Source organism: Rhodococcus sp. IEGM 1351 (assembly GCF_030056875.1).
Lineage (GTDB): Bacteria > Actinomycetota > Actinomycetes > Mycobacteriales > Mycobacteriaceae > Rhodococcus_F > Rhodococcus_F opacus.
On record NZ_JASHKU010000014.1, the window covers coordinates 66,705 to 78,987 of the forward strand.

Genomic DNA, 12,283 nt, shown 5'->3' on the forward strand with positions numbered 1-12,283 from the left:
CCCTACGGCTTGCGCAACGCGGCCATGAACATCGCGTCCGTGCCGTGCCGGTGCGGCCAGAGCTGGACGCCCGGACCGTCACCCAGCTCCGGCACACCGGGTACGAGTTCACGCGTGTCCAGCGCCGTGAGCCCGTAGCGGCGCACCGCGTCCGCGACCACGGCCACCGTCTCGGACAGATGTGGTGAACACGTCGCGTAGAGGATCACGCCACCCGGACGAACCAGCCGAGCGGCCGACGCCAGGAGTTCCCGCTGCAGCTTCGCCAGACCCGCCACATCCGACGGCTGGCGGCGCCACCGGGCCTCCGGACGTCGGCGCAGCGCACCCAGTCCGGTGCACGGCGCGTCGACCAGGATCCGGTCGTACCCGCCCTCCAACCCGGGATCCCGCCCGTCGGCGACGTGCACGTCGACCGGCAGTTCCTTCGTCGTCTTGCGGATCAGGTCCGCACGGTGCGCCACCGGCTCCACGGCGTCGAGGCGTCCGCCCTCGATTCCGGCGAGGGCGCCGAGCAGGGCAGCCTTGCCGCCCGGGCCCGCGCAGAGGTCGAGCCACCGGCCCGCGTCCGGGCCGTCCAGCGGTGCCAGCGACAGCGCCCGGGCGACGAGCTGACTGCCCTCGTCCTGTACTCCGGCGAGCCCCTCGCGGACGGCGTCGAGCAGCCCCGGGTCGCCGCCGTCCAGATAGACCGCGTACGGCGAGTACCGCCCCACCTCGCCGCCGGTGGCGAGCGCGAGTTCCTCCGCCGAGATCTCCCCGGGGCGGGCGACGAGATGCACCGCCGGCCGGGCGTCGTCGGCCATGAGGACATCCTCGAGTTCCCCGGCGTCGGCACCGAGCGCGTCGGCGAACACCTGGGCGATCCACGCGGGATGCGCGTGCGCGAACGCCAGCCGCCCCACCGGATCGGCCGGGGCGAGGCGCTCCACCCATTCCGTCTCGGACCGCTCCGACACCCGGCGGAGCACGGCGTTGACGAAGCCCGCCTTCCCCGGACCGGCCTCCGCGCGCACGAGATCGACGGAGGTGGCGACGGCGGCGTGCGGGGCGACGCGGGTACGGAGTAGCTGGTAGGCGCCCAGCTGGAGGACGTCGAGGAGCGGTCCGTCGATCTCGGCGATCGGCCTGCCGGCGCAGTCGGCGATCACGGCGTCGAGGAGCCCACGGGCGCGGGCGGCGCCGTACGCCAGTTCCGTGGCGAGGGCGGCGTCACGTCCGTCCAGGCGCCGCTCACGCAGCAGTCCGGGTAGCACCAGGTTGGCGTAGGCGTCGCGCTCCCGGACGGCACGCAGCACGTCCCTCGCGGCCAGCCTCGGCTGATCGAGACCGGACTGCGATGCGTCGGGGCGGCGCGCCTGGCGGGGACGGTTGTTGCGGGCCCCCGAGCCGGACTGGCCGCGACGTGCGGGCCTTCTCGATTCGCTCACTGTGCCCGTACCTCCGCGTCGAGTCGTGCGCCTCGCGCCCAGTCCAGGGCGGCCATCTGTTTCTTGCCCTGCGGCTGGATGCGGTCGAGCCGCACCGCCACCGTGGACGTGCCGATCAGGAATCCGGACCTGGTCACGGAGATCTCCCCCGGCTCCAGTCGCTCCTCCGTCGGAGTGACGGGGCCGACCTTGACGCGCAGATCGCCGATCGTGGTCCAGGCGCCGGGCGCGGGGGTCACCGACCGGACGTGCCGGTCCACCACGGCAGCTGTTCTGTCCCAACGGATCCGGGCCGCCTCGACGGTCACCTTGGGCGCGTGCGACACCCCGTCGGCCGACTGCGGGACCGCGCTGATCGCGCCGTCCTCGATCCCGTCGAGAACCGACTCCAGGAGGACCGCACCGCTGTCGGCGAGGCGCCCCAGGAGATCCCCGGCGGTGTCGGTGTCGCGGATCCCCTCGGTGACCACCCCGTAGACCGGCCCGGTGTCCATCCCCGCCTCGAGCCGGAACGCGCTCGCACCGGTCATGTCGTCACCCGCACCGATCGCGGCCTGCACCGGAGCGGCCCCGCGCCACGCCGGCAACAGCGAGAAGTGCAGGTTCACCCAGCCGTGCGCCGGGATGTCGAGGACCTTCTGCGGCAGCAGCGCCCCGTAGGCGACGACGGGCGCGCAGTCGGGGGCGAGGTCGGCGAGACGTGCGAGGAATTCCGGTTCCGAGGGCCGCTCGGGAGTCAGCACCTCGATGCCGTTCGAGTCGGCGAGTTCACCGATCGGTGAACGGACCACCTTCCGTCCGCGGCCTGCGACTGCGTCCGGGCGGGTGATCACCGCCACGACGTCGTGGCGCGGCGAACGGATCAAGCGTTCGAGCGAGGGAACGGCGGGCTCGGGGGTTCCGGCGAAGACTATGCGCACGTCGGCGACCCACACAACGGACGGTGGACCGCTGCGCGGGCCGAAACGATACTCACGAAGAAAGCTCCCCTTTGATCGACGATGTGCCGACCAGTCTAGGGAGTCGGACCCAGGCCGTAACACTCGGCGAACTGTCGTCGCCGCCCTGCAAGGCGTGAGCGATTCCGACGCCGAACACCTCGCGGCCGCATTCGACATCAAGACCGTGAAGAACCTCGGCACCAACAAGTACTTCCTCTGGGCGCAGGCCGTCGCGACACTGGCGGAGTAACACACACACAGAAGCGGGGAGCCGTGCAGCGCACGGCTCCCCGCTTCGTTGTGGGTCTATCTGTTGCTGTCGAGAATTACCTGCGGAATACCCGCGCCGACCGGGACGAACTCGCAGCGAGCCAGCAGAGTCGCGTCCGGGTCGAGTGCCGCACGGACGAGGTCGAGCGCGAACGGATCGTAGGGCGCCTGGAAATGTCCGGTGCCGTCCTGGGGGCATCGATCCTGAATCAGGATGTTGTCGGCCCCGGCGCCGCGGAGCGCCATGTTCGTGTACGGCTGGATCATTTCGTCGTACCGGGACCCGATGGTCGTGTACGCGACGCCGGGCACGGTGTCACCGCCCGCGTTGAGGGCGTTCATGAACGGCGAGCCCTGCATCTGCTGGCTGACGGCCACCGACGTCACCGTGCGGGCGAAGTCAGGTCCTCCGGGAAGTGCCTGCACGATCGGAACGAGGCCGTACATCACTCCCCCGTAGCTGGGCGACGCCAGTCCGACCCAGTCGTCGACGAACGGGGCGCCGCCGAGCTTGTTGACGTAGTACCGCGTGACGTTGGCACCCTGCGAGTATCCGACGGTGTCGACCTTGTCGGCGCCGGTCGCGTCGCGGACCCGGTCGACGAACCGGCCGAACTCCTCCGCGCTCGCGACGATGTCCTCGGTGCCGTAGGAATCGGCACCCGGCGCTCCGCCGTAGTTGAGCGCGAACACGCAGTAGCCGTCCGCGGCGAGCATGGGCGACAGGGCGGCCCAGTCCGCGTAGGCGCTTGCGTCGGTGCCGTGCGCGAGCACCACCGGCTCCGGGTGGTCCGGGGAGGGTGTGCAGGAGAAGTCGTTCGATCCCGCGGGTGCGCTGTCCGGGTGCTCGTGCGCATACGCGGCGGCGGCACTACGGCCGTTCTGAGGAAGCCCGGCCGTGGTGGGCACGACGGGCTGGGGCGGTGAGGCGTCGTCCGCGTGGGCGGTGGACACTGCGCCGGACATCAGCAGGACGACACCCGTGACGACCGCACCGGCACCCCGAAACCTCATGATCTCTCCCGACTTCGCCGTGACATTTCTGTGAACCTTCCCAGAATGTGCACGCGCTGTCGCGTCGAGTCGGCGGGCCCGCGGTGAGCCGTGGCGCCCTAGGAGTCGGTGTCATCCTTACCGGCTTCGCTCTGATCGTCTTCGGCGAGAAGGCGATACATCGCGCGCCGCGCGTCGGTGAGGATCTCGCCGGCACGCCGGACCTGGTCGTCGTCACCGACCGCGGCGACCTGACCCGCGGCACCCATCAGCAACCCGATCAGACCCCGCAGGTCCTCGGCGGGCTGGCCGACACTCTCCCGCACGTCGTCCCACGGGGTGCCGAGTTCGGTCTTGTTCGCTTCGACGAAGGCCTTGCCCTCGTCCGTCAGGCGTGCGGTCTTGCGGCCCGCCACCTTTTCGATGAGCACCAGACCCTCGTCCTCGAGCTGTGACAGCGCGGGGTAGATCGAACCGGGACTGGGCTTCCACACCCCGTCGCTGCGTTCGACGATCTGCTGAATCAGCTCGTAGCCGTGCATCGGCTCCTCGGTGAGCAGCAGCAGGATCGCGGAGCGGACATCGCCGCGCCGTCCCCTGCCACCCCGTCCGCGTCCGCGCCCGAAGTGCATTCCCGGACCGAAGCCGGGATCGCCCTCGGGGCCGAAGCGGCCTCGCCGGTGTCCGTGACGGTGGGGCCCCTCGGGCCGTCCCGTCCGTTCGCGTGTGAATCGGTCCCGTCGGGGACCCCTGTGTTCGAAATGGAAGTCTTCCATCATCAGCCTCCTTCTGTATCGCTGATGCATCAACGATATATCGTCAATTAGAACTCGACAAGGCCCCTTCTGTGACGGTCGTCAAGTCGGCCCCGTACCCGAAGGGCGCTGTGGCCGGAGGTGTTCGCGCTCAGCCGGCGGCCGCGCCGAACCACCTGGGCAGTTGGCCGACCAGATCCTGCTGGTCTCCCCCGACCCATGCCACGTAGCCGTCCGGCCGCAGCAGCACCGCGGGCACGTCCAGTTCCTCGCTGACGTCGACGACGTGGTCGACCCGGTCTGCCCAGCCCGCCACCGAAAGCCGGCCGGTCTGGTCGAGCAGCAATCCGCGGCCACCATGCATCAGCTCGTAGAGGCGTCCCCGCTTCAGCCCGATGTCGCGCAGCCGTCGGCCGAGCAGTTCGTGCCCCTCACCGAAGTCGTAGCGGACACCGATCGCGGTGACTTTCTCGGTCAGGTACCGGTTCACCTCCTCGACGTCCATCAGTTCCGACAGCAGCCGGCGCACCGCCTGGGGACCCGGCTCGGTGGACAGCAGCTCGGACTGCACGCGGGTGTTGTTCAGCACGTCGGCGGCTATCGGGTGCCGTTCGGTGTGGTAGCTGTCCAGCAGCCCCTCCGGTGCCCAGCCGTTGATCTCGGCGGTCAGTTTCCAGCCCAGATTGAACGCGTCCTGGACGCCGAGGTTGAGGCCCTGCCCGCCCAGCGGTGGGTGGACGTGCGCCGCGTCGCCGGCCAGCAACACCCGGCCGACCCGGTAACGCTCGGCCAGTCGGGTGGCGTCGCCGAAGCGGGACAGCCACCGCGGTGAGTGCACGCCGAAGTCAGTGCCGGCGAACACCCGCAGCTGTTGCTTGAACTCCTCGAGGGTCGGCGGGACCGACCGGTCCTCGGCCACCCCCTCGGCGGGCACGACGACGCGGTACACCCCGTCCCCGGAGGGCCCGGCGCCGAACCCCTTGTGGGTTTTGCGGACCTCGGCCACCACGGCGGCCAGCGTCTCCGGTGGCGCGGCCACCTCCATCTCGCCCAGGAGCGACTCGACCCGGGTCGGCTCGCCGGGGAAGCCGACGCCCAGCAGCTTGCGCACCGTGCTGCGGCCGCCGTCGCAACCGACGAGGTAGCGCGCGCGCAGCTGTGTCCCGTCGGTCGGCAGGGCGGTCACCCCGTCCTCGTTCTGGCTCAGCCCGACCAGTTCGCAGCCACGCCGGATCTCGACGCCGAGTTCGGTGGCGTGCTCGATCAGCAGGCGCTCGGTGACGGGCTGCGGGATGCCGAGGATGTACGGATGTGCGGTGTCCAGCCGGTCGGGCCGCGGCTTGCTGATACCGGCGAAGAAGCCGCCGACGGGGTACTGCTTGCCGAGCGCGAGGAATCGCTCCAGCAGACCGCGCTGGTCCATCACCTCGACGCTGCGCACGTGCAGGCCCAGCGACCGGACATGCCTGGTCGGCTCGGCCTCCTTCTCCAGCACGAGCACCTGCACGCCGTGCAGCCGCAACTCGCAGGCCAGCATCAGGCCGGTCGGTCCGCCGCCGGCAACGATCACGTCAATCACGAAGACCCCCACATACGCCGCGAACTGATTTCCGCAGGTTCTGGCTTCGGTGGGAGATTCTGCGGCACGACCGGGGTCTTGCCGCAAGGCCCCCGGTGCGTTATATGGTGAAAGTGGCAGGGAGTGGATTACCTCCTTGCCATTCCTTTTGTGTCCCCCCGGGGGGCGGAACTAGCCGATCCGAATGGGGTCGATCTGGACCCGGGCAGGCTGCGAGTCCTTACGCGCGCTGCGCACCGACTGCGCCTCTCCCAGCGCTTTGGCCAGCGGCTTTCCCTCGCCACGGGGCACCCGGATCAGCATCCGCTCCACGTCCGCCGGCTCCGGCGCATCGCCGGTGAACGGCAGCCGCTCCCCCGCCGGCAACTCGACCGGGCCCAGCAATTCCGCATTCGCCGGCAGATCGGCGAGCTCCAGGAGGTCGGCGATCGCCTTCGCGCTGCCGTCGATCGCCGCGAGGTGGATGGCGGGCGGAAATCCGACCTCCGCCCGCTCCTCGTACTGCGCACGGGCGTGACCGACCGGATCCCAGCGAACCAACGCCTGCACGGTCGGAATCCCCGAATCGGCGACCACGACCACCTGACCGCCCTCGGCGAACGGGCGTACGAGTGACGACGCCGTCATCCACCGCCGCAGCGTCTCCTCGGCGGCGCGCAGGTCGGGACGGCCCAGCAGCGCCCAGCCGTCGAGCAGCAACGCCGCGCCGTAGCCGCCCGGCATCACCGGTTCGGCCCCGACCGTCGACACCACGAGGGTGGGTCCCTCCTTCACCTCGTCGACGACGTCCGTGCCCCCCGACATCCGGACGGCGACCCCGGGAAACGCGCGTCCCAGTTCCTCGGCGGTCCGTCCGGCACCGACCACGACGGCCCGCAGCGCCTTCGCTCCGCACGCGTGGCAGCGGTGTGCAGCGTCGGCGACGCCACACCACCGGCACGCGGGGGTCCCCGCCCCGTCCGGGCCGGCCGCGGACGGCAGCGCGAGAGGTCCGTTGCATCGTCGGCATCGCGCGGGCGCCCGGCACTTGCCGCACGCGAGGCTGGGCACGTAGCCGCGCCGGGGCACCTGGACCAGCACTCCGCGGCCGGCGCCGAGCGCCTCCCGGGCAGCCGCGAACGCGATCGCGGGCAGCCGGGCGGCGCGTGCGCCGGGATCGCGGGCCAGGGCGTGGTCGCTGTCCGCGAGTGCGGTGATCTTCGGGGCGGCCGCCCGCACCGAGTCCCGGGAGGCCACGAGGTCGTGCGCCCACCCCGAGTCGACCAGCGCCTGCGCCTCCGCGGTGCGCGCGTGTCCGGCCAGTACCACCGCGCAGCCACTGGCGTACGCGCGGAGCAGCGCCACCTCGCGGGCGTGCGGATACGGTGCGCGCGGCTCGGAATGGTTGTCGTCCCCGTCGTCCCAGACCACGATCAGCCCGGTGCGCGGCGTCGGCGCGAACACCGAACTCCGGGTCCCGACGACGACCTTTGCCGTTCCGCGCAGCGCCGCCAGCCAGCGCCGGTAGCGCAGGGCCGGACCGAGACCGGCGGCGAGTCCGACGACCGCGTCCTTGCCCAGCAGCTTCTCCACCGCCGCGACCACGCGGTCGAGATCGCGCTGATCGGGCACGACGACGACGGTGCTCGCCCCGGTGGCGGCCACGAGCCCCGACAGTTCCGCGAGACGCGCCGGCCAGTCCTCGCCGGGGAGTGCCTGCCAGACCGCGCGCGGGGCACGCTCCGCCGACAGTGCGGTCAGGAAAGCGCCGCCGTGGACGTACCGGTCCCACGCGCCGGTCTCGATCGCGATGTCCGGCACCTCGGAGGGTTCGGACGCGGCCTCGGACTCCGCGCGGGCGTGTCTCGGCGGGATCGCGAGTCGCAGGACGTCCGCGCGGGTCCCCGCGTATCGGCCGGCGACGAGGTCGACCACCCGGGTGATCTCCTCGGTCAGGACCCGCTCGGGCGAGATCACCCGTTCGAGCCAGCCGAAACGGCCCTGATGGTCGCTGGTCGCGTTCCGGGAGACGACGAACCCGTCGACGAGACGTCCGGCGAACCGGATGCGCACCCGGACCCCGGGCTGCGCCTGCTCGTCGAGGTCCTTCGGAACGAGATAGTCGAATTCGCGGTCGAGGTGGGCAAGCGGAAGCAGCGGCAGCACCCGGGCAACCGGATCTACTTCTGCCGCAACCTTTTCCGCGCTCACTCCGCGGCCCCTACCGCAGCGGCGCCCGCCGCGCCGTGACTACCGATCAGAGGCCTGCGGCTGCCCGCAGCTTCTCCGCCCGGTCGATGCTCTCCCACGGGAGGTCGATGTCGGTGCGACCGAAGTGACCGTAGGCCGCGGTCTGCGCGTAGATCGGACGCAGCAGGTCGAGATCGCGGATGATGGCGCCGGGTCGCAGGTCGAACGTTTCGGTGATCGCCTGCTGGATCCGCGCCGGATCCGTCTTCTCGGTACCGAACGTCTCGACGAACAGACCCACCGGCGCCGCCTTGCCGATCGCGTACGCCACCTGGACCTCGATCCGGTCCGCGAGGCCTGCCGCGACCGCGTTCTTGGCCACCCAGCGCATGGCGTAGGCCGCCGACCGGTCGACCTTCGAGGGGTCCTTGCCGGAGAACGCGCCGCCACCGTGGCGGGCCATGCCGCCGTAGGTGTCGACGATGATCTTGCGACCGGTCAGGCCGGCGTCACCCATCGGGCCGCCGAGCACGAACTTGCCCGTCGGGTTGACGAGCAGGCGGATGTCCGAGACGTCGAGTTCGGGCATGTCGATTTCGGCGAGAACCGATCCGAGAACCTTTTCCCGCAGATCCGGGGTCAGCAGGTTGTCGAGGTCGATGTCCGCGGCGTGCTGCGTCGAGATGACCACGGTGTCGAGGCGAACAGCCTTGTCGCCGTCGTATTCGATGGTGACCTGGGTCTTGCCGTCCGGGCGCAGGTACGGCAGGACACCGGACTTGCGGACCTCGGTGAGACGACGCGACAGGCGGTGCGCCAGCGCGATCGGCAGCGGCATCAGTTCCGGGGTGTCGGTGGTGGCGAACCCGAACATCAGTCCCTGGTCGCCTGCGCCCTGACGGTCGATTTCGTCGTCGCTCAGTTCGCCGGTGCGGACCTCGTGCGAGTGGTCGACGCCCTGGGCGATCTCCGGGGACTGTGCGCCGATCGCGACGTTGACGCCGCAGGAGTTGCCGTCGAAGCCCTTGGCCGAGGAGTCGTACCCGATCTCGAGCACGGTGTCGCGCACGATCTTGGGGATGTCGGCGTAGGCGGTGGTCGTGACCTCGCCGGCGACGTGGACCTGTCCGGTGGTCACGAGTGTCTCGACGGCGACGCGGGCGCGCGGGTCGTCGGTGAGGAGCGCGTCGAGGATGGAGTCGCTGATCGCATCACAAATCTTGTCCGGGTGCCCCTCGGTCACAGACTCACTGGTGAATAGCCGACTACCGGACTGGCTCACAGAATTCCCTCTCGACAGTTGTCCTGAACAGCACTTGAAAACAGCTTAGCTGCGTAATACCGCGAACGACCCTAGCGCCACCCCGGCGGGAGTGACACCTTTCGAATCACCGAAACTCTGCCGGATGTTCCGTCAGAGCGTCCGGAACAGCTGGTCGACGGCGTCGAGCACCCGGCTCGCCATCAACGCCTTCGATCCGTGCTCGAGCGCGGACTCGGAACCGTCGGCTCCGAGCAGCCACCCGTCGTTGTGGTCGACCTCGAACGCCTTGCCCTCGCCGACCGCGTTGACGACGAGGAGGTCGCAGCCCTTACGCGCGAGCTTGGCCCGCGCGTACGTGAGGACGTCGCCGTCGGCGTCGCCCGTCTCGGCCGCGAATCCGACGATCACGGTCTTCGACGGGATCTCGCCGTCCCGCCGGGACTGCACCAGGCCGGCGAGGATGTCCTCGTTCTTGGTGAGTGCGATCGAGTCGGGCTCGCCCGCACCCTTCTTGATCTTGCTCGCCACCGTCGTCGACGGCCGGAAATCGGCCACTGCCGCGGCCATGATCACGGCGTCGAATCCGGGCGCGTGCTTGGCGACCGCCACCCGCATGTCTTCCGCCGTGCGGACGTGCACCACGTCGACGGCGGCCGGGTCTGCGAGGCCGGCGGTGTAGCCGGAGACGAGGGTGACCTCGGCCCCGCGCTGCACGGCGAGCCTGGCGATCGCGTAGCCCTGCTTGCCCGAACTGCGGTTACCGAGGAACCGCACCGGGTCGAGCGGTTCACGGGTGCCGCCCGCGGACACGAGGACCCGCCGGCCCTCGAGATCACGGGGCAGCGCGTCGGAACGCTCGACCAGCAACGACGCCAACCCGACGATCTCGTCGGGTTCCGGCAGCCGGCCTGCGCCGGTGTCCTTGCCCGTGAGGCGGCCGGATGCGGGTTCGATGACGGTCACGCCGCGTGCGCGGAGCGTGGCGACGTTCGCGACGGTGGCCGGGTGCTCCCACATCTCCGTGTGCATCGCGGGAGCGAACACCACGGGACATCGCGCGGTGAGCAGCGTCGCGGTGAGGAGGTCGTCGGCGCGTCCCGCCACAGCGCGCGCCATGAGGTCGGCGGTGGCGGGCGCGATGACGACGAGATCCGCTTCCTGCCCGAGACGAACATGCGGAACCTGCGGAACGTCGGTGAACACACCCGTGTGCACGGGGTTGCCCGACAGCGCCTCGAACGTCGCCTTGCCGACGAACTCGAGCGCGGACTCCGTCGGGATGACCCGCACATGATGCCCGGCCTCCGTGAAGGCCCGAATGACGGCACAGCTCTTGTACGCGGCGATGCCGCCGCCGACACCGACCACGATCCGCTTGCGCGCTGCCCCCGCGGGAACCGGTTCCGGTGAATCCGTCACGTGCCCGGAGACCGGGCCCGCTGCCTGTTCAGGCACGGCAGATCCTCCGCTCACTCGCCTTCGGTGTGCTCGAGAAGATCGGCGTGGATCTCACGCAGCGCGATGGACAGCGGCTTCTCCTGAAGGCCCGGCTCCACGAGGGGTCCGACGTACTCGAGGATGCCGTCACCGAGCTGGTTGTAGTAATCGTTGATCTGACGCGCCCGCTTGGCCGCGTAGATCACCAGCGCGTACTTCGACGACGTGCGAGCGAGAAGCTCGTCGATCGGAGGATTGGTGATGCCGAGCGGGGTGTCGTAAGCCGGCAGGGCGCCGTGGCTGGGTGTTGCGGACGCTACTGCGGGGGTGCTGCTCACTCGGTATCTCCTGAAATAGTTCTGGCTAGTTGATGTGAGATCTAGTGGGTCGACTCGGACTGTTCCGGTCGTCCAACCAACAAGGATACCAACTCGTCGCACGATCGGCTGACATCCTCGTTCACGATGACCGCGTCGAACTCGTCCTGCGCCTCCAGCTCGACTCTCGCGGTCGCGAGACGCCGCTCCACGACGTCGGCGGATTCGGTGCCCCGGCCGGTCAATCTCTCGACCAGCACGTCCCAGCTCGGGGGCGCCATGAAGACGAGCAGCGCCTCCGGCATCGCGGCGCGGACGGCCCGCGCACCGGCGAGGTCGACCTCGACGAGCACCGGTTTGCCCTGTTCGATCGCCCGGCGGACCGGTGCGGCCGGGGTTCCCGACAGCTGGAGTCCGCCGTGGATCTCGGCCCATTCGAGCAGCTCACCGGATTCGATCATCCGCTGGAACTCGTCGCGAGAGGTGAACCGGTAGTCCTTGCCGTCCACCTCGCCCGGGCGTGGGTCGCGCGTCGTCGCGGACACGCTGAAGACGAGCTCCGGCATCCGTTCACGCAGGAGTCGCACCACGCTGGACTTACCGACGGCCGAGGGGCCGGCCAGTACTACCAGCCGACCCCTCCGCACTGCGGTCTTACTCTCTGACACTTGTGCGTCAGCTACCACTGTCGTGCTCAGGCCTCGAAGTCGAACCTGGCGAGCAGGGCCTTCCGCTGCCGATCGCCGAGGCCACGGAGGCGACGGGTCGGAGCGATCTCCAGCTCGGTCATGATCTCCTGCGCCTTGACCTTGCCCACCTTGGGCAGCGCCTCGAGCAGTGCCGACACCTTCATCTTGCCCAGGATCTCGTCGTCCTCGGCGTCCTTGAGAACCTGCTTGAGGTCGGTGCCACCACGCTTCAGGCGCTCCTTGAGCTCAGCCCTGGCCTTGCGGGCAGCAGCTGCCTTCTCCAAAGCAGCAGCGCGCTGCTCATCAGTCAACTGGGGAAGGGCCACGGTTCCTCCGTCTCGTCGTTGGCAAATAGTCCAAACCACTGGATAACCAGCAGCGATAGCGACCGTACTCACGCCCGGCGCCGATTGCGAACCCACCCCCCGAGGTCAGAGCC

12 protein-coding genes are annotated in these 12,283 nt (G+C 70.0%); 1 reads left to right on the forward strand and 11 read right to left on the reverse strand.

Annotation, left to right across the window (positions count from 1 at the left end; translation table 11 throughout):
- Positions 1 to 2: 2 nt before the first annotated feature.
- Together QM806_RS23830 and fmt are read right to left on the reverse strand one after the other, a co-directional pair.
- Entirely contained in the window at positions 3 to 1,430 is a 1,428-nt protein-coding gene (locus QM806_RS23830; RefSeq protein WP_064080199.1) for an RsmB/NOP family class I SAM-dependent RNA methyltransferase, read from the reverse strand.
- Positions 1,427 to 2,350: a methionyl-tRNA formyltransferase gene (fmt, locus tag QM806_RS23835; RefSeq protein ID WP_054248885.1), complete on the reverse strand. Its 924-nt coding sequence runs from the start codon at positions 2,348 to 2,350 to the stop codon at positions 1,427 to 1,429. The genes QM806_RS23830 and fmt overlap by 4 nt, the downstream gene beginning before the upstream one ends.
- A 31-nt stretch (positions 2,351 to 2,381) precedes the next feature.
- On the opposite strand from fmt, the gene QM806_RS41740 reads away from it, so the two are divergent.
- Complete coding sequence (locus QM806_RS41740) at positions 2,382 to 2,621, forward strand: hypothetical protein (RefSeq protein WP_373418945.1); 240 nt, start codon at positions 2,382 to 2,384, stop codon at positions 2,619 to 2,621.
- 56 nt (positions 2,622 to 2,677) lie between these two features.
- Here the strand turns inward: QM806_RS41740 and QM806_RS23840 are convergent, their stop codons facing one another.
- The 9 genes from QM806_RS23840 to mihF form a co-directional block, all read right to left on the reverse strand.
- Positions 2,678 to 3,655, reverse strand: coding sequence for an esterase/lipase family protein (locus tag QM806_RS23840; protein ID WP_054248881.1), 978 nt, complete (start codon positions 3,653 to 3,655; stop codon positions 2,678 to 2,680).
- A gap of 98 nt (positions 3,656 to 3,753) precedes the next feature.
- Positions 3,754 to 4,410, reverse strand: coding sequence for a PadR family transcriptional regulator (locus QM806_RS23845; protein ID WP_054248884.1), 657 nt, complete (start codon positions 4,408 to 4,410; stop codon positions 3,754 to 3,756).
- Between the two features lie 130 nt (positions 4,411 to 4,540).
- On the reverse strand, positions 4,541 to 5,968 hold the full coding sequence (gene rox / locus QM806_RS23850; protein ID WP_283293068.1) for a rifampin monooxygenase: 1,428 nt from the start codon (positions 5,966 to 5,968) through the stop codon (positions 4,541 to 4,543).
- 171 nt (positions 5,969 to 6,139) lie between these two features.
- Positions 6,140 to 8,158 (reverse strand): primosomal protein N', encoded by a 2,019-nt coding sequence (locus QM806_RS23855; RefSeq protein WP_081276510.1) that lies wholly within the window; start codon positions 8,156 to 8,158, stop codon positions 6,140 to 6,142.
- Positions 8,159 to 8,204: 46 nt separating this feature from the next.
- Positions 8,205 to 9,419, reverse strand: a complete 1,215-nt coding sequence (gene metK, locus QM806_RS23860; RefSeq protein WP_005241739.1) for a methionine adenosyltransferase — start codon at positions 9,417 to 9,419, stop codon at positions 8,205 to 8,207.
- Between the two features lie 132 nt (positions 9,420 to 9,551).
- Positions 9,552 to 10,856 (reverse strand): bifunctional phosphopantothenoylcysteine decarboxylase/phosphopantothenate--cysteine ligase CoaBC, encoded by a 1,305-nt coding sequence (gene coaBC / locus QM806_RS23865; RefSeq protein WP_064080201.1) that lies wholly within the window; start codon positions 10,854 to 10,856, stop codon positions 9,552 to 9,554.
- Positions 10,857 to 10,870: 14 nt separating this feature from the next.
- A complete protein-coding gene (gene rpoZ, locus QM806_RS23870) occupies positions 10,871 to 11,176 on the reverse strand; it encodes a DNA-directed RNA polymerase subunit omega (RefSeq protein ID WP_005569129.1) in 306 nt (101 codons plus the stop codon).
- Between the two features lie 41 nt (positions 11,177 to 11,217).
- Positions 11,218 to 11,841, reverse strand: coding sequence for a guanylate kinase (gmk, locus tag QM806_RS23875; protein WP_043790960.1), 624 nt, complete (start codon positions 11,839 to 11,841; stop codon positions 11,218 to 11,220).
- 8 nt (positions 11,842 to 11,849) lie between these two features.
- Complete coding sequence (gene mihF / locus QM806_RS23880; protein ID WP_005262298.1) at positions 11,850 to 12,170, reverse strand: integration host factor, actinobacterial type; 321 nt, start codon at positions 12,168 to 12,170, stop codon at positions 11,850 to 11,852.
- Positions 12,171 to 12,283: the final 113 nt, after the last annotated feature.

Coding starts and splice junctions, on each gene's coding strand:
- QM806_RS23840 (WP_054248881.1), bottom strand. CDS start 3,655: ATGAGGTTTCGGGGTGCCGGTGCGGTCGTCACGGGTGTCGTCCTGCTG.
- QM806_RS23845 (WP_054248884.1), bottom strand. CDS start 4,410: ATGGAAGACTTCCATTTCGAACACAGGGGTCCCCGACGGGACCGATTC.